Source organism: Streptomyces sp. NPDC048600, from assembly GCF_055587025.1.
The window spans coordinates 238,371-263,169 of the sequence record NZ_JBVJGZ010000007.1; the positions used below are offsets into that span (position 1 = coordinate 238,371).

General features: G+C 71.1%; 10 protein-coding genes. All 10 read right to left on the reverse strand.

Going from position 1 to position 24,799, the window contains the following annotated elements:
- Window positions 1–29: 29 nt before the first annotated feature.
- The 10 genes from ACZ6SQ_RS12655 to ACZ6SQ_RS12700 all read right to left on the reverse strand — a co-directional run bounded on the left by ACZ6SQ_RS12655 (window position 30) and on the right by ACZ6SQ_RS12700 (window position 24,754).
- The gene (locus tag ACZ6SQ_RS12655) at window positions 30–16,652 is read right to left on the reverse strand and encodes a WXG100-like domain-containing protein (protein WP_469560081.1); all 16,623 of its coding nucleotides are present in this window, start codon (window positions 16,650–16,652) and stop codon (window positions 30–32) included.
- Between the two features lie 144 nt (window positions 16,653–16,796).
- On the reverse strand, window positions 16,797–17,105 hold the full coding sequence (locus tag ACZ6SQ_RS12660; RefSeq protein WP_469560084.1) for a hypothetical protein: 309 nt from the start codon (window positions 17,103–17,105) through the stop codon (window positions 16,797–16,799).
- Complete coding sequence (locus tag ACZ6SQ_RS12665; RefSeq protein ID WP_469560087.1) at window positions 17,098–17,664, reverse strand: YbaB/EbfC family nucleoid-associated protein; 567 nt, start codon at window positions 17,662–17,664, stop codon at window positions 17,098–17,100. The genes ACZ6SQ_RS12660 and ACZ6SQ_RS12665 overlap by 8 nt, the downstream gene beginning before the upstream one ends.
- 50 nt (window positions 17,665–17,714) lie before the next feature.
- The gene (locus ACZ6SQ_RS12670) at window positions 17,715–19,949 is read right to left on the reverse strand and encodes a hypothetical protein (RefSeq protein ID WP_469560090.1); all 2,235 of its coding nucleotides are present in this window, start codon (window positions 19,947–19,949) and stop codon (window positions 17,715–17,717) included.
- A gap of 41 nt (window positions 19,950–19,990) precedes the next feature.
- Complete coding sequence (locus ACZ6SQ_RS12675; RefSeq protein ID WP_469560094.1) at window positions 19,991–20,404, reverse strand: hypothetical protein; 414 nt, start codon at window positions 20,402–20,404, stop codon at window positions 19,991–19,993.
- Between the two features lie 163 nt (window positions 20,405–20,567).
- The gene (locus ACZ6SQ_RS12680; RefSeq protein ID WP_469560097.1) at window positions 20,568–20,864 is read right to left on the reverse strand and encodes a WXG100 family type VII secretion target; all 297 of its coding nucleotides are present in this window, start codon (window positions 20,862–20,864) and stop codon (window positions 20,568–20,570) included.
- A 64-nt stretch (window positions 20,865–20,928) separates the two neighbouring features.
- Entirely contained in the window at window positions 20,929–21,276 is a 348-nt protein-coding gene (locus ACZ6SQ_RS12685; RefSeq protein ID WP_469560100.1) for a hypothetical protein, read from the reverse strand.
- A gap of 117 nt (window positions 21,277–21,393) precedes the next feature.
- Window positions 21,394–22,854, reverse strand: coding sequence for a type VII secretion protein EccB (gene eccB / locus ACZ6SQ_RS12690; RefSeq protein WP_469560103.1), 1,461 nt, complete (start codon window positions 22,852–22,854; stop codon window positions 21,394–21,396).
- A gap of 58 nt (window positions 22,855–22,912) precedes the next feature.
- A complete protein-coding gene (eccD, locus tag ACZ6SQ_RS12695) occupies window positions 22,913–24,292 on the reverse strand; it encodes a type VII secretion integral membrane protein EccD (RefSeq protein WP_469560106.1) in 1,380 nt (459 codons plus the stop codon).
- An 81-nt stretch (window positions 24,293–24,373) separates the two neighbouring features.
- Window positions 24,374–24,754: a hypothetical protein gene (locus ACZ6SQ_RS12700; RefSeq protein WP_469560109.1), complete on the reverse strand. Its 381-nt coding sequence runs from the start codon at window positions 24,752–24,754 to the stop codon at window positions 24,374–24,376.
- Window positions 24,755–24,799: the final 45 nt, after the last annotated feature.

Genomic DNA, 24,799 nt, shown 5'->3' on the forward strand with positions numbered 1-24,799 from the left:
GGGGGAACGTACGGAACGCCGGTACCGGTTCACTCGTACAGGAACTGCTGCGACCAGTCCGAGGACACCAGCTTGGTGCCCTGGCCCTTGCCCTTGCCCTTGTCCCTGCTTCCCGTGCCGTCCTCGGCCTCCGCCCCGTCCCGTGGCGACGGCTTCTCCCCGAACAGGCCCGGGTACTTCTTCGCCAGGTCCTCGGCTGTACCGTCGCCCAGCAGACCGATCAGACCGCCGTCCACCTCGATCTCGACGGTGGTGTTCCGGCTGCCGGTGAGGACCCAGGTGACGTCGGCCTTGTAGTAGTGCTGGAGCCCCTTCTTCTTGTCCCGCTCGTCGACCGTCTCGCTCCGGTTGGTGCTGAGGTTGTTCCCGGACTCCCCGCCGATGTTCAGGAGCTGGAGGTTCATGTTCACGGCGAGTTCGGAGGCGCCGGGGCCTTCCGGTTCCCCGAGGTTCATGGCGCGGAGGCGGGCTTCGGGGGCGGCCGAGGCGGACCAGGCGGTCGTGCCCTTCTCCTGCTCGCGTTCCGACTCCCGCTCCCGGGCGCCCGTCTCCACGTTCGTGTCGAGGGTCTCCGAGGCGATGTGCGTGGTGCCGCGGACGAGGAGCCGTACGGTGACCTTCTCGCCGCCCGTCACCGGGATCGCGTACCCCTCGCCGAGTAGCTGCCGGATGTTGGCGCGCAGGTTCCGCTCGGTGGTCAGCAGGTCGGTCCGCAGGCCCCCCAGGGTCGCAGGGGCGAGGTCCTTGCGGGTCAGTGCTTCGGTGTCCCCGGCCTCGACGCGGTGCGGCCGGGCGGCGGCGGTGGGCAGCCACTTCACGACCGCGTCGAGCTTCGGCAGGGACAGGGCCTGGATCTCGGGAGCCAGGTCCGTGCCGAGCCGTTCGACGGCCGGCGGCACGGCCAAGGGGCCCTGCGGGCGGACCGTGACCCTCGGCTCGGGCTCGGTCTGTGCGGTGGGCGTCGGGGCGGTCTCCCCGGTCAGGTGGTCGGGGACCAGCAGCTTGACCGTCTTGTCGGGGATCGTTTCCTTCTGCTGCGGCGTGTGGCCGGACGGGAAGAACCGCTCCCACTGCTCGGCGAACCAGCGTTCGGCCCGGCCGTCCGTGGCCCAGTCGACGAACTTCGCGGGGGCCTTGAGCGCGGTTTCCGCCATCTGGGTCAGTTGGTGGGGTTCGGAGGCGTCGAAGATCTCCACCTGGTAGCTGACCGGGTGCGTGAACTGCCGGGCCGTACCGGTGAACTCCATGGTGTGCTGGTCGCGTTCCGAGGCGGTCTCGGTCCGGGTCGAGCCGGTGGTCCTCTCCAGGCCGCCGCCGGCCTTGCCTCCGCCGACCGGCTTGCCCGCCGCGTCGAGCCCCTTCACGGCGAGGGACCCCTGCAGGCTCACCTTGTTCGACGTCCCGGTGGCGTTCGCGTCCGACGCCGTGGCGGTGTCGCTGGTGGCGAGCGTGGTGTTGTCGCGGGAGCCGCTGTAGGCCGGGGCGCCGAGGGTGGCCTTGACCCGGATGCCGATCAGCCGGGTGCCGCCGGTCCTCTGCCGCAGCTTGACCAGTTGGCGTACCGAGGTGGTGCTGAGCGCGGTGAAGTTGGCGCGCAGCGATTCCGCGGAGAAGACCGAACTCAGGCCCCGGGACAGGTCGGTGGGGATGCTGCCGTCGACGTCCGCCGGCATGTCCGGCAGGTCACCGAGCAGCCTCCTGACGGTGGGCAGGACGTCCTCCGCGTCGAGCTTCTCCACGTGCGCGACGGCCTTCGCCAGGTCGGCGTCGAGGTACACGCGGCTCCCCGTGGTGGTGCCGGGTTCGGTGCTGGACCCGGCGGCGGGGGGGCTCCCGGCGGGGACGTCGAGGCCCAGGGCGCGGGCCTCGGGTTCGGGCACGGCCAGTTCCAGGCCGCCGTTCACCTGAACGTACCGCGTCGTCGTGGTGTGGTTCGACGGGCCGGTCGTGAGGCGGTCCGCGGGCTTCCAGGTGTGGTGGGTGATCTCGTAGTGGGCGTCGGCGCGGTAGCGGTGGGTGGTGCCCTTGTGCGTCAGGGTCGAGGACAGAGTGTTCGCCGAGGCGTTCGTCCGTACCGTGGTGTTCGTGCGGGTGTAGTCCAGGGTCGCCGTTCCGGCGACCGAGACGCCCTTGTCGGGGAGGCCGGCGAAACCGCCGACGCCGACGCCGGCGCCGATGTTGTGCGAACGGGTCGTGGCCGTACTGGACTTGGTGCCGGTCTCCGCCACGTACCCCAGGGTGGTCCTGTCACCGGTCCCCTCGTGCCGGAGCGGGGTCGTACGCAGCCGGATCACGAGGGCCTGCGAGCGGCCGGACGGGGTCTGCGGCAGCGGGAACACCGCGCCGTCCTGCCCGATGAGCTGCTCGAACTGGGACTGGAGGAAGGTCGGGGTGAAGACCTTCTCGATCTCCTGGGTGAGACCCTGGCGCAGGGCGCCGACGGTGTCCTCGGAGTGCTGCGCGAACTCGTCGTCCAGGCCCTGGGGCGGGTTCCCGCCGCTGTCCCCGGCGACCATCCGGGCCGCGATGAGGGTGAGGCCGGAAGTGCCGAGGAATTCGGGGTGGACGGTTCCGGTGCCCTGACGGAGGTCGAGGAAGACCCGATGTTCGGTGCTGGTCTCCCATGCGACGTCGTCCTCGGCGAGGTCTTGCACGGTGCCGAGGGTGGGGGAGAAGGACGCGTGGGGGGTCGCCAGGTGGTCGTCGCCGACACGGACCTTCGCGGACACGTCGGGGCCCTCGACGGTCAGGGCGGTGCCGGAGACCAGCTCGCCCCCGCTCTCGTGGACCGTGGCGGTCAGGTGGTGGACGACCTCGTAGGAGAAGACGGTGTGTCCGCCGCTGGTCTCCTGCTCGCGGGAGGTCTTGACGGTGGCGGCCACCGACTCCTTGGTGTTCGAGAACGTGACGCCGCCGCTGATCTTGGCGGAGGGCATCTCGATCCGGTGGTTCTTCCGGGGCTCGAACCGCGGCGTGAAGCCGAGGGAGAGCGAGCCGCCGCTCTGGTCGCCGACGCCGACGGCCTGGTTGGTGTTGTGGGTCACCGCGCGGGTCGTCGACAGGTCGTCCTCGGTGGACTTGGCCCACAGGTCGAGGAGTTCGCTGCGCAGGTGCAGTCGGATCTCCCGGCCGCCGACGTGCAGGACGAGGGGGACGCCCGAGCCGAGGAGGTCGGCGAAGTGGGCCCGCACGGCGGGCGTGCCGAAGGACGCCTCCAGCTCCCGGTGGAACTGCGCGTACTGCTCCTCGTCCAGCCCGTTCTTCAGGCCGTTCTGCTCCAGGTGGCTGTCGAGCCAGTTCCGTGCGGCCTTCAACACCTTCTCGCTGCCGGGGAGTTCGGCGGCCACACCGGAGCCGAGGCCGGTGCGCGAGGCGAGGGCGGCCGGCTCCTGCGGGTCCTTGGCGAAGTCCCGCCGGCGGACGGGGCCGGTGACGGTGCCGTCCGCCGCCACCTCGACCACATAGCCGCTCGGCCGCCGGTCCTGGACGGTCCGGGGGTCTCCGCCGTCCTGGAGGACGGTCAGCCCACGGTTGTCCGGGTGGCCGTCGGCGAGGGCGCTGGTGAGGTCGGCGGAGTGTCTGTACCCCGGCTGGATCCGTACAGCGACCGGCTGGTCGAGGGAGCGGAGGCCGCGCAGGTCGGTGACGACCGTCTGGACGCTCCGGGGGTTCTGCACCGCCGGCGCCGTGCGGTCGGGGCCGGGGGCGTGCTCGATGGGGTGGTGCACGGTGCCGAGCACGCTCAGCGTCCCGTCCGGGCGGGATCGGACGTGCAGCCGCGGGATGTCGGCGGGGCCGGGCGGGATGAGGACCGACGGGCCGTCCGGGGCGGACTGCACGTCGAAGGCGAGCTGAGGGTGGTCGGCGTGGAGCTGGGCGAGCCGGGTCGCGTGGTCCGCCGTCTCCAGGGTTCCGAACGCCTCGGCGAAGGTGGAGGGGCGCAGCCGCTGCACGCCGGTGATCCGCCCGAGGGCGTCCACCCGGTAGCGGAAGGCCGGGCCGGAGGCGCCCGGAGGGACCAGCGTGTAGAGCTGGTCGTGGGCGACCGGTCTCACCCGCGGGTTGCCGCCCAGACCCGCCCACGCGGCGCCGGCCGGGAGCAGGCCACCGGGGGCCGCGATCTCGATCGGGTGCCGCTGGGACGCCTTCAGCAGCCCCGCCGGGCCGGTCACCGGCTTCTTGGGGAACGTCGGCGCCGTGGTGTGGTCGAGGAGGGAGGACGGCTCCTTGCGGGCCAGCCGCAGCGCGGCGAACACGGCTGTCCCCGCGGCCTGGAAACGCGAGGGGTACCGGGTCACCTCGGAGGTGTCCAGGGCCGGCTGCTCCCTCGCCCGGGTCCGCTCCGCGTCCGGGCCGAGCAACAGGTTCTCGAAGTCGGCGGACCGGGAGGCGGGCACGCCCACGGCCAGTTCCACCGTCGAGGTGAACGTCAGCGGCGGGCGCTTGGACGTCGAGAGGAACTCCACGTGGAACCGCGCCGTGGCGTGGTACTCGGCCTGGATCTCCTCCTTGTGCTTGATCCTCACTTTGCCCTTGTCGGAGCCGCCGACGTCGAAGTTGTGCGAGCGGGACGCGCTGAAGCCCAGCTCCCCGCTCGGGGCGAAGGAGAACTTCGGGGTGCTCATCGGCACGGTCGCGCCGAACGAGATGCCCGTCTTGTCGGCGTGCTTGCCGCTCGACTTCACGCCGAACGTGCCGGAGAAGTCCTCCCGCACCTGCAGCGCGCTCCCGGTGGTGCCCCTGGGCCGCAGGCCGGTCAGCGTGGCGCCGACGACGAAGTGGCCGCCGAGCGACTTCAGCGGCCCCCCGCCGCTGAACGCCCGTGAGGCCAGGCTCCCGGTGCTCCACCACTGGTTGCCGTCCTTGAGTGACTTCTCGTTGAAGAAGCCGTCGGCGACGTCGGCGACGAACCGGGAGACGGAGTCCGGGGCGAACCCCGCCTTCCGCAGCGTCGCGGCGAGGTCGACCAGGAGTGGCCCCGGCGCGACCGCGTTGACCGTGCAAAGCACCGTCTTGAGCGCCTCGGGCCGGACGACGTGCCAGTCGTTCTGCGGCGTGTCGGAGGTGACGTCCGCCGGGAAGGCGAACTGCAGCTTTACGGGGAGGGATGCCTCCACCGTGCGGGCATCGCCGTTCTTCTCGATGACGTGCACCTGGAGGGCCACGCCACCGGTGAACTCGTTCATCTCCTTGAGCACGGTCCGTCCGGCGGCCTGGGTCTCCGCCGTGGCGGTGCGGGCCGAGCCGTACGTGCCGCCGGCCTGGACCTTGACGGTCGGGGCCACTCCGGTCGGGGCCCCCAGGCCCGCCAGCTTCGTCACGACGTCCAGGCCGCCGGAGAGCCCGAGGTTGCCGCCGGAGGACTGGACGTGGCCGACGACGGGCTGGTTGCGCGAGGCATACGGGGGCAGCTGCTCCTTGGGCTGGACCGCGGAGTGGGTGAGGCCGCTCGGCCCGGCGGTCACGACCACGGTCTTGTCACCGACGGGGAAGGCCGTGCCCTTGCGCAGGAACCCGTCCCAGTCGGCGGGCGTGTTCCCGCCGAGAAGCGGGGCCAGCTTCCGCGCGATCCGGTCGACCGTTCCTCTTCCGCCCAGCCTCTCCGTCTCGGGTGCCAGGGCGTTCTCCAGGTCCTTCCGCTGCAGGGCCGCCCCGGTCACGGTCATGATCCGCCCGTCGCCGAGCGCCTGCCGGGCGGTGTACCAGGGGGCCTTCGTGGATGAGGAGTTCTCCGAGGAGGTGGTGGCAGTGTTTTCGGGAGTGCGGCGGGAGGTGCCGTCGGTGCGGGAGCCGTCGGGGGCAGGGCGCGGGGTGGCAAGGAGTTCGCGGACGACGCGTTCGGCGATGGCGCGGCGCCGGGCTTCGTCGCGGCGTTCGGGGTCGGCGAGGCGTTGGGCGCGGCGTTCGGCGCGGCGTTCGGCGCGGCGTTGGACTTCGGCGTCGGCGCGGCGTTGGGCCGCGGTGCTGCTCTCCGGCTGGCCGCCATCGGCGTTCGTGTGCCGGCCGAACGGCACGGCGCGGGAGGAGTCCCCGTCCCCGGTGCCGTCGTCGACGAGGTAGCCCTCCGGCGCAGGAGTCGTCACCGGCACGTTGTCGGGGGAGAGCGCGTCGTCGGGCAGGACGCCGTCCGGCGGCATGTGGGCGTTGAGGAGGGTGGCCCCGACCGTGCCGTCCCCGTCCGCAGGCAGGGACAGCTTGACCCAGTGGTCGGGGACCAGCCGGGGCTTGCCGTCGGCACCCCAGGCGACCTTCTGGGCCACGACCGTGTGCCCGGTGCCCGAGGAGTCCGTACCGGTCACCGAGGGGACGAACCACAGCGTGGACCGGGGGGCGTACGCGGTGAGCGGCAGATCGGGCCGCAGCTTCCGCAGCTCCCGCAGCGTGTCGGCGGCGTACGAGCGCTCCACGTCCCCGCCCAGCCCGCAGGCGGAGAACCGCAGCGGCTTCGCGGTGTCCCACACCCCGTCGTCGGCCAGCCGGGACAGCGCGCCGGCCAGCTCGCCGGGCGTGACCCGCTGCCCGCGCCAGACGGGCGCCCCGTCGTTCCCCGCGATGTGACTGGCAAGCGTGAAGAACCGGTCGTCCCGGGGGAAGCGTCCGACGACACCGCGGATCCGGTTCGCCTCGGCGTCGCCGGCGTCGGGGCTCACGAGGTGGTGGGTGCCGTTGTCTTGGCGGGAGAGGGCGAGGGAGTCGGCGAGTTCGGTGATTCGCTGCTCGGAGGGAGTCCCGGGGCCGGTGGTGAGGGCGGTCGCGTCCCCGCCGCCCAGGAAGAAGAAGGCTTCGAGGTCCTCGCCCTCGACCTCGGCGTCGTCGCTGTTGTTCCCGGTCTTCCGCGACTGGTTCGCGGCGGACAGGCCCACCAGCGCGTTTTCCTCGTCGCCGAGGAACCGGGCGTCGGAGCGCAGCCGCTCCCCGCCGACGCGGTCGTAGGCGGCCAGGACGCTGTCGTGGTCCTGGAAGAGGGCGGCGAGGGCCTCGTACTTCTCCGGGTAGTTCCGTTTGTCGGCGAAGACGAACCGCAGGGAGTCCTTGCCGTCCACCGAGGGCGCCACGGTCGTCCGGGGCCCGGTCCCGTAGGGGTTGGCCGGGGCCGGGGTTCCCTCCTCGACGGGTTCGAAGTGGTCCTTGAAGGGCTTCTCCTTGCCCTCCCTGCGCACGGGCGGCAGGCCGGACAGGGCACCGTTCGGGCCCCGCTCGCCGGGGTCGAGGTAGGAGCTGTAGTCCGTGTAGGAGGAGAAGTCCGCCTGGTAGTACTGGTGGAACTCGTGGAACAGCCGCCGGATGCCGTCGGTGTCGTTCAGGTCCAGCGCGGTCAGACCGCGGGTTCCTCCGTCGGCCGTCACCATGCTCCGGCCCTGGAGGTCCAGGTACATCTCGACGACCCAACGGAACGTCGCGTCGCGGTTCTTGTCCGGATTGCCGGAGTGTTTGTCCCGGTAGTAGAAACCGAAGGGGTCGGAGTCGACCATCTTCACGGCCGCCCGGTACGCGCGGGCCTGCCGCTCGTCCCCCTCCACGTCGCCCCACAGGTTCCGGTACCGGCTCATGACCTGGACGGCCCCCATGTGCTCGGGCTCGTAGTCGTGGGACGGCGCCTTCTTCTGCTGCCGCTTCGCTTCCTGCTCCTGCTCCTGCTCGTCCTCCTCGTCTTCGTCCGACTTCTTCCTGTCGCCGTACATGTCCTCCGAGTTCGCCTTCTCGATGTCGTGGAAGAGGATCGCCTTGACGATCGCGTCCACGGGCACCACACGATTCGGGTCGTCCCGGTCGGGATAGGCGAGCTTGAGGTACTGGCCCAGGACCATCTGCGCGTGCTGGAAGAAGGTGTACTGCTCCGTCGTGGCGCAGATCTCCTCGTACATCTTCGACAGTTCGGGATAGTCCCGGAACAGCCGGTTCAGCAGCTCGTACGGCGACTTGCCCTCCTGCCACGCCCGGGTGAGGTCCTTGCCCACCTGGATCTGGAGGTGGACGTCCTCCTTCCGCCGCAGCCGCATCTCGTGGAAGTCGTGTGGCACCGGCGCGTCGCTGAGGTTCCGGTCGGACTTCACCTCCTGGTGCTGACGGGAGAGGAGATAACCGATCTCGGCGTGGTTGGCCCAGTTCAGGACGGTCTTCTGCATGAACTCCTCAAGGTCGTCCTTGGCTTTCCGCTCGGCGGGGGACATGTCGTCGGAGTCGATGGTGTCGGTGAAGTTCCCCTCGCCGTCGAAGAGCGGTCCGGTCGTTTCGGGCAGCTCGTTCCTGTTCTCCTTGAGGAACTTCTTCAGGCTCTGGAGGCGGGTGGGGTACGGGATCAGGTTCGTGTCGTGGTCGAGGAGGAGGCTCTGCGTGCGCGCGGCCGGCCGCTGCCGGGAATGCAGCCACGTCGTGTAGTGCTGCCGCAGTTTGGTGGAGATCGACCGGAGCTTCGCGGCGTCGTTGACGTGCTTCTTGTTCTGGATCCAGGGGTTGTACTCGGACGTCAGCTGGGGCTCGCCGATACCGGGAACGCCGACCCGCTCGCGCAGTTCGTCGACGTGGACCGCCCTGCCGTTCTTCCGGTACCGCCGCTGCCCGTCGTCCCCGGAATGCTGGGGCTCCGGAGTGAGGTCGGACTCGTCCTGGTAGTACGTGATCAGGGAGTCGGGCACGATGCTCGCGCGCAGCAGTTCGAGGTGCTTGCCCCGGATGCCGAACTGGTTGCGTTCACCGGGCTGGTCGGTGTTGATCGTCCGGTTCGCGAGGGGCCTGTGCGGGAGGTCCTTGTTCGCGGCGGGCTTGTTCGGGGAACTCGACGACGCGGAACTCCCCTCCACGGCGGGCGTGTTCTGGAGATTCGCCGGAGCGGAGGTCTGTTCCGAGGCGGATTCCTCCAGGGGGATCGGCAGAGTGCGGGTCTTCTGCCTCCAGGCATCCCACCTCTTCTCGTAGATCTCCTCCGCCTCCGCCACCCGGGCGTTCTTCGCGAACTCTTCCGGGTCGAGCGACTTCCAGACGATGGAATGGGGGTGGAAGGGGGCGCGTATCTTCCGGAGGTCGAGCGATTCGCTGCCCCGGTAGGGGTCGCCGAGGAAGTTGGCGTCGCCCTCCGGAACCGAGGTCGACGTGATCTCCCGGTAGACGCTCAGAGGAACCAGGTAGGAGCGGATCAGCGGCTTGAACGGAGCATCCGCCACCTTGTACTTCATGGCCCAGGCGATGGCGCGCATGGGCGTGCCGATGCCCGTCCACATGGTGCCGTCCATGGATTCGCCGCCGGAAGCCAGAAGGACCTTCCCGGTGACCGGGTCCTGCTGGACGTCCTTGTGCCTGACCGTTTTGACCTTCTGGTTGACGGGGTCGTACGTCACATCGGTCTGGCTGACGACCGCCGTGTAGAAGCGGACGTGCGGACCCTCCTTGGTCATCTCCACCTCCACCTCTCCCCGGTGGATGTAGAGCGCCTTCCGGGGCTGGTAATGGCCCGGCTTAGCATCCTTGTCCTTCTTTTCTTCCGTTTCCTGCTTCCCGACCCCGTTGCTTCCCTCTGCCTCGGTCTCGTCCGCGGCGACCTTCTTGCTCTTGCTCCCGTCCTTGGCGACCGCCTTGCCCTTTTCCTTGGCGGTGGAGGTCTTCTCCTGCTCCGCGCGGTGCCGGAGCGCCGAGTCGAAGGGACGGTTCGGGCCCGGGTAGCTGACGCCGGGGATGCCGACGACCGGCTCGTGCGGTGTCGTCGTCTCGGGCTGCGGCGCGTCGTGCGGGCCCACCTCGCGCAAGGTCACCAGGAAGCGGCCGGAGTCCATCCGGTCGAAGGAGACCACGCGGACCTGTGTGCCAGCGGGGAAGACCACCAGGTCGTCGCCGGCCGTCTGCGCGCTGCTTGTGTCCTCCTCCGGGGGTTCCACGCGGAAGACCAGGTTGTGGTCCGCCGGGACGTCCGGGGTGGTCTTCCAGTAGATCCGCGAACCGGTCAGGTCGTGCAGGGACAGCGGCGTGTGGTCGGTGTTCAGCGGGTCCGCCAGGCTGCGGAACAGGTCCACCACGGTGGTGTGCGCCCGTAGCGACCGTACGGGCCGCAGGTGGGACGTGCTCGCGTCCTGGACCAGCGAGGAGATCGTGGCCCGCCGCCGCAGCTCCGGCGCGGGCGTGTCGTGCGTTGTGTCCAGCCCCGAGACGTCACGGCCGCGAGACCCGGGGGCGAACACGGCCATGGCGTTCGCCCCCGGTATCCCCAGGCCGAAGGCCAGCTTCCGGATCTCGGTCGCCAGCGCGCTCGACACGGCCAGGGCACGCTCCTGCCCGACCGCCTTCGCGGCCCCGGGCAGCCGGTTGTTGCCACCTGCCGTGACGTCGATCCGCAGGGGGCCCAGCGAGGGGTCCTCGGCGCGGCGGACCAGTTCGGGGAAGAGCTCCATCGCGAGGTCCTGGAGCATCGTCCGGCTCTCCTCGGGGAGGGTCTTCTTCCCCTTGCCGAATTCGATGGTCCGCTCGATGCGCAGGGGTGTTCCGTCGATCGTCATGCTGATCGAGGCGGTGTCCCCGTCGTCGCCGAACCGCACCGCGTCCTCGTGCGCCGGGCCGGTCTCGTCGCCGTCCGTGAGGCGCACCGCGTCGGCGGGGGCCCCGTCGTCGCCGACGGGGGTGGTCTCGGGGGTGTGGTCGGGGGCGCCGGTGTCGGTGTAGCGGTGCCAGTCGGCGCCGCCGAGGACGGTCATCCGGCCGTCGGCGGTCACGCCCACGTGGCGGGCGGTGAACACCGCGTCGCCGCCGGGCACGTACCAGACCGGGGCGTCGGCGGCGAGCGCGGTGAGCGGGCCGTTCTCGCCGTTCTCGGCGCGGTGCTTCCACAGGCCGCTCATGACCGTCCTCACGGTGGACCCGTGGACGGGGGAGGCCAGGTCGCAGCCGGTGAACCGGATCTCGGTGACGCCGTCGAGCCGGCCCTCGTCGTGGGCGTCGGTGAGCGCCTTGAGGAGGACGGCCGGGTCGTGCGGGGCGTCCGGGTCGGTGTGGGTGCCGACGACGAAGACGCCCGTGCGCCGGGGGAGTGCGTGGAGCGCGGCGGCCTGGGCGGGGGAGAGCGGGCCGACGGCGATCCCGGCCGGGATGTCCCGTACGGGGGAGGGCGACGGCACGGTCCAGGAACCCGGACCCTCGTTGTCGTGGAGGACGGAGCCGGACTCCGTGGCGTCCTCGACGGCCTCCAGGTAGCGGCGGGGCAGGGTCCCGTCAGGCAGGACGGACGTCGCCATGACCCCGGACGCGTCGGCCCGGTCGGGCGTGTGCCGGAACAGCGTCTCCGCGTCGTGGTAGCGGTCCGGCAGCCCCGCGTAGTGCAGCAGTTCGTGCAGCAGCATGGCGTCGTCGCGGCTGCGTACGTCCGGGTCGGAGTCGTCGTCGTGCAGCCGCAGGTTCAGCTGGTCGGACCGGGCGTCGGGCCCGCCGTCCCGGGTCACCCGCACCAGATCCGCGCCTCCCTCGGAGGCCGGGACCAGGTCCACCTCCATGTGGAGCTGGTCGCCGGTGCGGGGCAGCCGGAAGCCCAGGTTGACGTGGCTGTCCAGCAGCCCCTGCATACGGTCGCGCAGCGCGGCCGCGTCGGCCGCCGAGAAGGAGTCACCGACGGCCACCGGCAGGGTCACCCGCACCAGCCGGACGGGCCCGCCCGGCGCGCCGTCCCCGCCCTCGGGCACGACGAACCGCTCGACGTCCGCGCGGATCAGCGTCCGTCGGCCCGCGAGCGTCCCGTCATCGTTCCGCCGGTCCGCCGTGCCCGGGAAGGGGCCGGTGGCGTCCGGGTCCGCCGCCGGGTCGAAGCGCTCGGTACGGACCCGGGCGGGCGGCGGCACGTCCTCCCGGCCCGGCGCCCACCGCCACGACGCCCACCGGTCGGCCGTGACCGGCCGCTCGACCGGGTCCGCGTTCTCCGGCTGCTGAAGGCCGGGCAGGGTGTGGGGCGAGCTCTCGGGGACGTTCGCGGCCGTATCGTGGTCGTCGCCCTGGCGGAAACGCTTGGGGTCCTGCATGAGGACGTCGCCGTCCGGGTCCCTGTCGCCGAGGTTCCCCCTCTTCCTGTTGCTGGAGGAATCGGAGGAAGAGGGCTGGGACACGGGCTCGTCGAGGTCCATGTCCATGGAGGTGTTCTCGGCGGGCTCGGTCTCCTCTTCCCGCGCCGAGTATTTCCGCCGCAGTTCACCCATCTTCTCGCCGACGATCTCGTCGGGGAACTTCCCCTCGTGTGCGACGTACTTGCGCAGGTCCGCCTCGGGCACGAGGTTCATGGTGCGGTGGTAGTCCCGGCCGGGCTCCGAGGGAGGTGCCTGAAGGGCCGCGATGTCGTCCGGCAGCGGCTGGTGGGGGTGCTTCGCGCGGTAGTACTCGGCGAAGGCGGCGGAGCCCGCCATGACCTCGGGCAGGGAGTGGTGTCCCTGGTTGAGGAAGGCGGCGATGATGGCGAGTCGCAGCGTCTTGTGGTTGATCTTGCGGTTGACCTTGTCGAACCAGCCGCGTTCGGCCATCAGCTGGGCGTACCGGTGGAACATGAAGCCCGAACCCGACGTTCCGGCCGTGACGAGACGCCCCTGAGTCTGCTTCATGTACAGGAAGTCCGTCTTCAGGAGGTAGCGGGCCCCGCCGGGGATCCACCGCACCTTCTTCGCCGTGTTCAAGGCGATCGGCCTCTCCCGCTCGCTCAGGCGGGGCACGATGTCCGCTTCCTTGAAGCTCCTCAGTTCGGCGGACAGCTGCTTCCACCTGCGGTCGAGCTTCTCGAAATCCTCCCGCTCCTTCTTCTTGCTCGCCTTCTCCTCGTCGGTCCCCTCCGGCATGGCGGAGACCTTCTTCCGCAGGTCGGGCACCTCATTGGTGAGCTTGCGGTATTCGACGAACTCGTCGTTGTCGTACCGGAACTTGCGCTCGTCCGTGATGGAGGACGCGGGGGGCGGGAAGTAGTTGATCCTTTCGCCGAGGGCCTTCGTGGAGATGGCGTTGAAGAACATGCCCATGCGTTCCCGCAGGTTTCCGTTCTTCGCGACCTCCTTCAGGGCCGCCGGGTCGGTGCCCACGGCGCCCGGCGCCTCGTTGCTGTTCGTGCCCAGCCGCTTGTGGATGTTCTCCATGTGCTGGAGCTTGTTCCAGAGGACCTTGGACAGCTCCCCGGCGAGGTCCTTGACGTCGTCCCGCCGAGCCAGATAGGCGGCGAGGTTCTTCTCGTACTGGATCGAGGCGTCCGTGTAGTAGATGCGCTCCATGTCGTCGAGCGAGGCGTCCGGGGCCCAGGGAAACGGGTCCTCTTCGGGCGACATCTGGTCCTGCGCGTTGCCGGGGCGCGGGGGCCGACGGGTGCTGGAGCCCTCGCCGTTGCCGGTCGGCGGGGAGCTGTCGTTGTTGCCGAACTTGACCGCGTCCGGGTGCTCCGCGTCGACCGCGGGTGTGCGGAAGAGGAAGCGGACGGCGTCGTCGGGGAGGGTGTCGGTGTCGGGGGTGGTGCGGTCGGGCGTGTGGTGGGAGTCGCCGCTGTCGCGGTAGAGGTGCCAGGTGCCCTGGTCGACGACGGCGATCTTCCCGTCGGGGGTGAGTCCGATGTGCTGGGCGGTCAGGAGGTGGCCGCCGCCTTCCGAGTCGCTGTCCGTCGTGCCGCCGCCTGCTGTGGGGACGTACCAGACGGGTGCGTCGGCGGCGCGGGCCGTGAGGGGGTCGGGGGCTGTGGTGCCCGCTGCGGCGCGGTATTGCCACAGGCCGCTCATGACGGTCCGGACGATGCTCTCGTGGACGGGGGTGGCGAGGTTGCAGGCGGTGAACTGGATCTCGGTGACGTCGTCGAGCCGGCCCTGGTCGTGGGCGTCGGTCAGGGCCCTGAGCACGGTGTCCGGGTCGTGGGGGGTTCGGGGGTCGGTGTGCATACCGACGACGAAGACCCCGGGGCGCCGGGGGACGGCCTGGAGCGCCGTGCTCTGGGCGGGCGTGAGGACGCCGACGGCGATGCCGGAGGGGATGTCCCGGACCGGGGCGTCGTCCGGCGGGGTGGTGCCGTCGTCCTCGTCACCGCCCTCGTGCCCGGCCGGGTTCAGGGTGCTGTCGGGGGTCGTGGTGTCGTCGCCGTCGGCGGGGAAGAGGTAGCCGAGTCCCTGGGCGGCGGCCTTGTCCGCCTCGTCCTGGAGCGGGTGGCGCCGGGGGTCCGACGTGGGCTCGGCCTGTGCCGGTACCTCCGTATGCGCCGGGGTGGCGGCGTCCGGCTGCTCGGACGGGGTGAACGGGTCGCCGCCGCTCTGCGTCACGGGGCGGGTCGTGGCCTGGTCCGGGCCCTGGTTCCGGTCCGTCAGGTCCGGAGCCGGGCTCGCCGTGTCGCCGCCCAGCAGAACGGAGAAGTCCGACGAGACGGTGGCCCGGGGCGGCCCGGCGGCCGGGTCCGAGTCCTCCTCACCCCCCTGGAACAGCGGGTCCTCGGCGAACTCGTCGCCGAACGACGGACCCAGGTCCAGGTCGAGCGGAGTGAAGGCTCCGTCACCGTCGCTCTCGACCGTGACGTCCGGCCGCTGGGGCAGGTCGGCGAAGAACGGGGTGCCGGTGATGGGGTTGGAGAAGACCCACTTCACCATGTCCTTCATGTCACGGGTGAAGCTCTGGTCCTGCACCTCGGAGGTGGGGCGGGGGACCGGCCACGGTGCCGGGTTGCCCGTCATGTTCGACACGAACGAGGCGATGTTGATGGGATGGAGCAGCCCGAAGTACTTGCTGTCGTGCGGGTTGTCGGCGTGCTGGTGGCTGAGGACCCAGTCCTGGTACCTCACCATGATCGGTTCGAACGCCCGGTGCAGGCCGTGGCTCAGCGCGCCCATGGCCACGCCGGAGGCGAACGGGCCGCCGCTGACCTTGAACGTCCCGTCCCCGAAGATCAGGTTGTAGAAGCCCTCGCTCAGCATTTCATTCGTGCCCTCGTTGAGGAGGGACGCGACGGCTCCGCCGAGCTGGTACATCGGGCTGCCCTGGAGCGGGTTCTCCTGCTTGAAGATGCGGGCCAGGGCGTTGCTGTGCTCGGAGCGGGCGAACAGGTTGGGCATCGAGTCGGCTAGGTTCTTCAGCGGTGCCAGCCGGCCGAAGTCCCCCATCGCCTTGGTGAGGAGCTCGGGCAGCTCGGTGTGGTCCGCGCCGAGCCGGACCCATTTGCGGGTCAGCATCTCGCCGAACTCCTCGCCCGCCTCCCTGGCACCGGCCCGCCCGAGGTGCTGGGAGAAGACGTCGCCCATCTTCTTGGCGAACGAGTCCGCGATGGTGCCCTCGCCGAACCGCAGGAACCCGGTCTCCAGATTGCGGCTGACGCCGCCGAGCAGGTCACCGACGTCCTTGGCGAAGGCCGACCGCGCCTCCTTGGTGACGAGGAGATCGTCCAGCGGGGTGCCTGCGTCGCCCGCGGCCCGGCCGGCGGTCGACGTGTCGGGGGCCTTGGCATGTGTCCCCGCCGTCGACGTGTCCCCGGCGGCCTTGCCCGCGCCGGGGGCCTCGTTGCCGCCGACGGTCTCCGTCTTGTTGGGGTGCGGGACGTCGGGCTTGTCCGTGGGGGGCGCGTCGGCCGTCCTGCCCGCGGCTGAGGGTGCGTTGGCCTTGCCCGTGGGGGACACGCCGCCGTTGCCCTTGCCGGAGGTGGGAGCCCCCGACGTCGGCGTGTCCGGCTTGCCCTTGGGCGCGGCACCGCCCGGCGTCTGCGTCCTCGTCCCGCCGCCTGCGGGTGTGGGCATGATGCCGTCGCCGACGGTCTTCGGCGGGACCGGGGGAGGCGCGACGGCGTCCGGCCTCGTGTTGGGCGGGACCGGCGGCAGGTCCTTGTCCGTCTTGGACACGACCTCGTCCAGCTTCGACTTCGGCCCCGCGCTGCCCGCCCCGCCCGGCGGGATGTCGGGCCTCGGGTTGGGCGTGATGTCGTCCAGCTTGTCGTCGATCTTGTTCAGCACGTCGTCGACCCGCTTGCTGAGGATCGACTCGGGGGTCTTGCCGAGGGCCCTGCCGAGCAGCTTGCCGCCGTAGTGGAAGAAGATCTGCAGCGGACCGGCCACCAGGCCGCTCAGCGTGCCCTGCTTGATGGAGTCGATCAGCGACTCCGTGTTCCAGCTCGTGGTGTGACCCGCGCCGAGCTGGTAGAGCTGGATCACCGTGTCGTCGAAGATGCCGCCGACGATGCCGAAGAAGGTCTGGCTGATGATCGTCTGGAGCAGCCATCGGAAGAGCTGGTGCAGGCCCTCGCGCGTCGCCGCGAACAGCGCCGACACCGGGCCCCAGACCGAGCCGAAGGTGAAGGCGGAGAAGAGCGTGGCGAACAGGATCTCGGCGAGCAGCCGCACGAGCTGGAGGATCGCCATGATCTTCGTGTACTCGACCTGGTTGGCGACCTTCAGCGCCACTTCGGACAGCTGACGGGACAGCTCCGCCGTCTGCTCCAGCTGGTTCGCGCCCGCCGTCTGGCCCGTCAGGTCGTTCATGGCGAGCAGGAACGAATCGGCCGCCTCGCCGTCGAAGTCGTTCTTGACGATCGGGATGAGTTCGATGACGTACCCGGACAGCTTCTCCAGGTCTCGCGCGATGGCCGCGTAGTGCTCCGACACCCGCCGCATGAGGTCCTCGTCGGCCTCGGGCCATCCCATGCCCGACACGAAGCCGAGGAAGTCGGCGATGCCTTCCGGCGGGTTGATGGCCATGGTGTGGAGGTCCTCCGGTCGGGCTGACGGCTGTGCCCGGAGGAACGGGGAGGACGGTCCGCGCGGTTCAGCGGGGGTGCGACCGCGCGGACGGGGGCCGGACGGCCGCCCGGACACGGGCCCGGGCGGCCGGGTCGCGCGGGCTCAGAAGCCGTTCGACCGGTTCCCGGCTTCCTCGTCCGCGTTGGTCATGGTGTCGGCCGTCTGGTTCCCGGCGTCCACGATCGTGCCCAGTCGCTTGTTGACGTACTCCAGGGTCTCGGTCAGGCTCACGGTGGGCCGGTCGACCTGCTGGTGGTACGTCTTGCCGATCTCGTCCTGGCCCGCGGACTCCTTGTTGATCTTGTTGATCTGGACGATCGCCCGGCTGAGATCGGTGAGGCAGCGCTGGTAGTCGTCGTAGTGGGCGAACTTGTTCTTGAGGTCGCCCAGGACCTTCAGGTCGTCAGCCACTGAACTGCTCCTGCTTTCCGGTGGGGATGCGGCTCTCGGTCTCGGCCGCGAACTCCTCCTGCTTCGCCTTCTGTTCACCGGCGCGGCCGGCCGCCGTGTCGTCCTCGGCGGCGAACTCCTCCTGCTTGGCGGCCTTCAGCTCGCCCAGGGTCTCCTCCAGTGCGAAGGACGGGGCCATCGACCGCAGCGGCTTGAGGAGTTCGTCCATCTCGACGGGAGTGCCGGCGAGCCCGGTCACGCTGCGCAGGTGTCCGCCGAAGTCCTGGAACCCCTTGATGTGTTCGATGACCTGGCTGCCCATCGCGGCCCGCGCCTCGTTGAGGACGGTGACGAGGGCGGCGGCCAGTTCGGCCGGCGCCATCGACTGGTACGCCTTGGTGTGGAAGGTCATCGAGACCACCTGGCCCTGGGGGCCGACCGTCACCGACACCATGTGGTCCTTGGAAGTGGCGGTCGCGGTCGCCGCGTCCAGTTCGCGTTTGGCCGCGAGCATCTTGTCCCGGTGGTCGTGCAGGGCCGACATCGCGTCCTTGAGGATGCCGTCGAAGTCGATGGGCATGGGCCGCCTTTCGTGCGGGAGTGGGGAGGTGTGGCGTGGGCGGGTGGGTGTCAGCGGCCGATGACCCCGCTGACGGAGCCGGTGTCGGTGCCCCAGGTGTCCTCGTCCTCGGTGAGCCAGGTGGTGCGCTGCCGGTCCTTGTCCTGGTTGGGCTGGCCGGCGCCGGCCGCGCCGGGGCTCATCGGCGGCATCATCGGGGGATGCGTGGTACGCGTGCCGCCCTCCGCGCCGCCGGACGGTTGCGGGCCGCCGGTGCCCCCGCCGGCCGGGGCGGCGACGCCGGTCTCCGGCGCGGGAAGCCCGACGGAGCGCGCCGCCCGGTCGCCGAGGAGGGTGGTCCCGCCGCCGGTCGCCGTACCGGTGAAGCTCTTCGAGCCGCTCCCCGCGCCGCCGCCGCCGCTGCCGCTGCCGAGACGGTCGGGCAGCCTGCCGTCGCCGCCGCCCGGACCTCCGCTGGTCGTGGGGTGCGGTGCGGGGCGGGAGTTGAGGGCGTGCTCGGCGTTCGTCAGGAGCTGATAGGCCCGGCTGAGTGGCTTGCCGTTCGCGTCGACGACGACGCCGTCCTTGATCGTGGCCCCCTCGGGCAGCGCGTACGGGTTGCCGTTGGAGTCGAGCAGCGGCTTGCCCTTGGCGTCGACCACGGTGCCGTCCGGGAGGACCTTCGCGCCCTCGGGGAGCAGGATCTGGTCGTAGTTGGACCCCGGTATCCCCTTGCCCGGCAGTTCCTCGGGGTTGGGCTGCTGCTGTCCCACCTTGGCGCCGGGCGGGGCGATGATCTGCTTGCCGTTCGAGCCCAGGACAGGCTTGCCGTTCGCGTCGTAGACCTTGCCGTCCTTGCCGATGCGGGAGCCCGGCGGCAGCATGACGGGCTTGCCGTCCGCGCCCAGGACAGGCTTGCCGTTCTTGTCCAGCAGCGGGGCGCCGCCGCCCGACGAACCGGACCCGGGCAGGCCGCTCGGCGGTGGGGAACCCGTCCCGCCGCCCGTCCCGCTGCCGGGGAGGGTGTCGGGAAGCCCGGTCTTCGGGCCGCCCTTGCCGCCGCCGGTCCCTCCTCCGATGCCGCCGCCGGGCCCGCCCTTGCCGCTGCCGCCCCCGGTGCCGCCGCCCGGCCCGCCCTTGCCGATGCCGTCGATACCGCCCCCGGTGCCGCCGCCCGCGCCGCCGCCGCCCCCCTTGGGGGGAGCCTCGGGGTTCGGACCCGCACCACCACCGGTGGGCATCTGGAAACGGGGCTGGTAGATGCCCTCGCGCAGCGACCCGCCGAGCGCGAGGTACGCCGTGTCCACCGCGCTCATGTATTTCTGCGCCGCGTCGTCGAGCGGCTGCAGATTCTCCAGCCACGTCTTCTTGGCGGCGAGCTCGACGCCGTCGAGCCAGAACTTCTGGCTGACGTCGGACCCGCTGTTGTCGAGGACCTTCGGGTTCGTGGGGTAGTAGATGGGCGCGGAGTGCGTGCCGCCGCTGCTCTGCGACCGCCACGTGAAGGTGCACGTGGCGTTCGACATGACCGCCTCGAACGCGTCACGCATCCGCCACACCGGGCTGGCCTTGGGGTTCATCTCCGCCGAGCCCGGCGGCCACCACCACTGCTCAAGTGCCTGGTACATCCAGTAGAGAGAGTCGTTGAGCTGCTGCCTGGCGTCGGCGATCAGCTTCTCGTAGCCGCTCGGCCCGGAGAAGTCGAAGGTGTCCGGATAGCCGGTGAAGCCCCCTGTGGCCATGGGCTGGGCGAGGTCGACCTGAACCTTGCTGATCTCCGTGTGGATGATGTCGAGGAACTTCCTGAAGGCTCCGGCAGCGCTGCCCTTCCACTCGCTCTCGTCGGCGTCGACGCTCTCCTCCCAGCGCTTGATGATCGGGACCCACTTCGCCAGCCAGGCGTGAGCACCGTGGATCACCTCCGCCGCGGCGTCGAAGGAGGCGAAACTGACGGCTCCCGAATTGCGCGTCTTCGAGAACAGCAGCTCCGTCAGGGCCCTGCTGGCATCGCTGTGGAACATGTTGAACTTGGACTGGGAGCTGTCCAGGACGTTCTTCCAGTCCATGTTGAACCCGACCACGCAGGAATACTGCAGGTCGTTGTTCGTGTATTCGTTCTGTGCGAGGGGGACGATGTGGGAGACGTCGAACCTCTTGGCGAAGGCGGTGCCGTCGCCGCTCACGATCTCGATGTGGACGTTGTCCTGCGCCCGCCACTTCTCGGCCGTCACCGCCTCGCGGTTCGTCAGCGAGTTGGTGTCGGGCAGAAGGACCTTGATGGCCTGTTCCCAGGTGAAGGTCGCCATGGGGTACTCGGGAATCCCTTCCGGAGGCGTCGGTGCCGGCGCTACTTGCCGGTCGGGGTGGGGGAGTTGGTGCCCGAGCCCGCGTTCCGCTGGATGTCGTTGAGGATCTCCCACATCTCGGTGACGTCGACGGAATCGTCGTCGGAGTTCTCGAAGGTCTGCTTGACGAACATCAGGTCGAGGTTGGTCGACTTGGCGATCCTGCGGAACGCCTCCAGAGCGCTGTTCAGCTCCTTGCACAGCGACGCGAACCCCTCCTGCACGGACAGGGCGCTCGGCAGCTCCTTGATGTTCCCGGGCAGCAGCTTGCTGTTGCCGACGCCCTTCTCCCAGGAGAGCAGCGCCATCACGGACGGGTCCTGGAAGTCCTTGAGCAGCGTGTCGAACTTCCACGCGTAGTCGCGCAGCACGTCGTCCGTGATCGACGTGACCTTGTCGTCGTTCGGGGTTCCCATGAGTGCTCTCCTGCCGAAGTCTCGGTCGTACGTCGTACGTCGTACGTCGTGCGGGCCGTCCGGCACGGAGAACGCGGGCCCCGTGCCCCGGGGTTCAGACCGGCCCGGGAACGACGGAACCCGGCGCGCCGGGAGGGCGGCGGGCCGGGTTCCGGGGCCGGACTCACTTCTGGAAGTGGTAGGCGCTTCTGCGGTCGCCGTTCTGGATGATGTTGTGGGCGTCCGCCAGCAGGTCCGCGCCCTTGTCGAACTGCTGCGACAGGTTGGCGTCCAGGTTGTTCACGACCCGCTGGAACTCCGTGAACTCCTTGGCCGCCTCACCGGTGAACCCGGACTTGACGGCCAGGAGGCGCTGCATGATGGCGTCCAGGGCCGTGTCCATCTTGCCGGCGATCTGCTTCATGTGGGCATTGGCGTCCCTGAGCGCGCCATGCTGGATTTCCATGTCCATTTCACTCATGTGGATTCCTTAGGGAGGGAGAAGAGGGTGGGGAAGGGGGGACAGGTGTGACGCCGCCCAGGCGTCACTTGCTGAGGACGTTGTAGACGTCGTAGACGTCGCCGCTCCACAGGTCCATGTTGGCGTCCGCCTCACCGGCGGTGTCCGCCATGACCCGGCTGGTGATGCCGACGGCGTCCAGGAGGTCCTTGTACTCGGCCATCACCGTCCGGTAGCCGCGCTGCCAGTTCTCGATCTTCGCGATGAACTTGGTGCCGGCGGTGGACCGCATGCTCTGCGAGACCTGCCGCGCGACGTCCTCGGACTCGGTGTAGGCCTGCTCCATCGCGGCGAGGTGGCCTTCCAGTTCGGCCATCGCCGAGTTGAGTACTTCGCGCGAAACCTTGAGCGCGTCGGTGGGGGTCTCGGACACCTGATCTCCTTCGGTCGTACGATCGTTGGGTTCCCGGCAGAGGGAACGGGCCGTGCACCGAGCGGGGTTCACCGCCCTCCCGGCACCGCGGCCCGCGCCTTTCACGCTCTTCGTGTCCTACGGCTCCGCGGTGGGGCAGACCTGAGCCGGCACGCCCGCGGTCGCGTCGACCACTCCCGCCGCCGCCAGCGCCGCCGGGTCCAGGGCCTGCCCCGAGGGCAGCATGGTCAGCAGCGTCGCGGGCAGGCCCACCGCCGTCGCGCCCGCGTAGCCGAGGGCTTTCACGGACTCCTGTGTCGGCAGCGGGTACTTCACGCCGTTGTCCGCGACCAGGTACGTCGTCCCCGCCGCGCCCGCTCCTGACAGCGCCCGCACCAGCGCGCCGCCCCCGGGCCGCACGGAGATCAGGTCCGCCACGCCGCATGCTGCGGTCACGCCGGGCTGGGGCGTCACCGGCCGGCCGGCGACCGCGGCCGCGTCGGCCACGGTCACCAGGGTGCCGGGGCCGACGTCCGCCGCGGGCCGCACGGCGGTGCACACGCCCTGTCCGGCACCCGGTTCCACCAGCTCCGGTGGCGTCTCCGGAAGGCCCTTGTCCTCCGGCAGGGTCCCGGCCGGTGCCGGGTGGGCGGCCAGATCGGCGGCGCCCACCGCCACGGCGACGGCGGGCGCCCCCGCGTACGCCTTCCGCTGGGTGCGCGGGTCGCCGCGCAGCAGCTCGAAACGGGTGCGGTCGACCGGCGCCAGCCCCTTCTGGGTCAGGACGTACGGTTCGCCGCCCGGGCCCGTGAAGAGCTGCCCGATCCGGGTCTGCCGCCCGGCCAGCGCGGGACCGGCCGTGCCCCGCCCGGCGATCTCCGGCAGCGCCAGATCGGGGCCCGCGGGCAGGGAGTTGAGGTAGGACGACGCCACCGGGAACGGGGTGGCCGTGCCATAGCCGAGCGCCGTCCCCGCGCCCGCGTCCAGCCGGAACCGCCGTCCCTGCCACAGCAGGTGGTCGGTGCCGTCCGAGGCGGTCACCAGGACCCCCTGCCCGGGACCCAGCGCCCGGCCCGCGGCCGCCGCGCCGACAGCCACCGAGACCACCGGGCCGGGCCGCCCGGACGCCGTGGCCTGCGCGAGACCGCACACCAGCCAGTCGTCCCGGTCCAGCGCGGACGCGGGCGGAAGCCCGTCCGGCGCGCCCACGATTCCCACCGGCCCGCCGCGCGGGACCGCCCCGAGCGACTTCAGGCCGACCTGGGTGACGGTCATCTTCTCCCCGGCCACCAGGCGGGCACTGGCCTGGTTGAGCACCGGCCGCAGCTCCCCGTCGACGAACAGGTAGCGGGCGCCGGTCTCCTTGACCACCACCAGGGTTCCCGGCTTGGCCCAGCCCTTCGCGCCGCCCGGCTTGATCGCCCCGTACAGGCCCATGACCAGGGCGATGATCACGGCGATGAACAGTCCGGTGCGCACTCCTCGGGTGGTCCGCCGCGTCGCGAGGTCCAGGGCGTCGGGCTCGCCCCGCAGCATCCCGGCCCCGAGCCTGCTCATCACGAACAGGTGGGCCTGCACCTGGTCGCGTCTGGACTGCATGTGAACTCCTGAGGGGGAAAGGTACGTCGGGGGCGGGGGATGTCTGTCGGTGTGCCGGTCAGCCGGTGAGCCCGCGCACCCACGCGAACACCCCGGCCTCGGTCAGCGCCAGCGGGATCAGGCTGAGCGCCAGCGCACTGTGCAGCAGGTCGGCGGCCCGCCCCCAGTACGGCAGCAGCCGCCGCCCCGGCACTGTCCACGAGAAGACCGCGAGCGCCGCGGCGGCCGCCACCAGGCCTGTCAGCAGACCCAGCCGGCCCGTCGGGGCGAGCGAGAGCGCCCATCCGGTCGCGAGCAGGGCGAGCCCGTACACGCCCGGCAGCATCAGGGAGAGGCGCTGCCACCGGGAGCCGACCTCCCGGACGTGCAGGACCAGCAGCAGCGACAGCACGGCCGTCAGCGTCGGCGAGGCCCAGCCGGGCGCGGGCGCCATCAGTGTGAGGCCGGTGGCGCACAGGGCGCCGGTGACCACGTGGAAGGCGGTCAGATAGCCGTCCGCCACGGCGCTGCGGTCCACGACGTCCTGCGCCGGGTACGGCTCGATGTCCTCCTGCAGTTCCTCGGCCCGGCGCGGCAGCGCGGGGAGCTTCAGCCCCGAGAGCCGGAAGGCGAAGCCGGGAAGGAACGCCCCGAACGCCACTACGAGCACGGCCAGCGCCCCCGCCGTCTGGGAGGCAGAGAGCCCCGCCAGGACGAGCGAGCCCGCCGCCGACGCGGCGACCGAGGCGACGAGCAGCCCGAGGAACAGGGGCGCCGAACATGCCACGGACGCCAGCGCCAGGACCGACGCGCCCGCCGCCGCCGAACCGCCCGCGAGCATCCGGGCGGCCGTCAGATCGCTCACCCCGGCCGGCAGCAGTGCCCCGGCCAGCGCCAGATAGGGCACCGCCGCGGCGCCGAGTGCCGTACCGGCCCCCGCGTCGCCCACCGCCCGCGCCGCGCTGCCCGCGCCGAGGAGCAGCAGGACCCCGATGCCGGACGCCGCGACCACCCTCAGCGGGCCGAGTCCGCCGGAGAGGGCCAGGAGGGCGAAACCGCCCGCCAGTGCGAGCAGCGCGACGCCGAGCGCCGTGTGGTGGGTGAGAGCGGGGTGCCAGCCGTCTTCTCGCCGCTCCAGCCCGGACGCGACGCCGTCGACGATGTCGTCGAAGTGCACCTCCGGCAGCGCCTCGCGGCGCAACCGAAGGTAGAGGCTCTCGCCGTCGCGCAGCCCCAGCGCCTCCACGGCCCGCTCCTCGTCCAGCGGCTCCTCGCCGAGCCGCTGGAGCACCCATCCGCCCGCCTCGACGGCCTTCTCGTCCAGGTCGTCCCCGGAGTAGCCGACGATGGTCGGCAACAGGTCCGCCAGGGGGACGTCGGCCGGTACGGAGAGCTCGACCACCTTGTGCGGCCCGTGGAACCTCAACCGGCACAGCCCCGCCGCCGCGCTACCGCTCACTGTCCGCGTGTCCTTCCCTCTGTCCGCCGAGGCCGGAACGTCCTCGGCGGACAGAGGAACGCAAGCGCCCCGGCCGCGGGTTCAGCGGCCGGGGCGCGGCTCGCCCCGCAGCTCCCGCACGAGCGCCGTGACGCCCTCCTCGCCGTACCGCGCGACGAGCACGGCGGCCAGCCAGGCCACCGACCGCCGCTCGCCCTCGCTCCAGCCGGGCGCCGACGGATGCTCGTCGACCACGAACACACGCGCGATCAGTCGCGCCTCCGGGTCCGGCGTGCCGGCCGGGTGAGCCGACCCGAGCAGCCGGAGGAGAGCGCCGGTCACGTCGTACGCGGTGGCCTGCGGCACGTCCAGCCCGGTCACGGCACCGCCGAGCGGATCGACGTCCTGCGGGCCGACGCCCGGCAGCCACCCACGGAGCAGTGCCCTCACGTCGTACGCCCCTTCGTCCTCGCCCTCGTACACCGCTCTCCCCCCGAAACCGCCCCCGGCGGGCGTGGGCGCACCGAT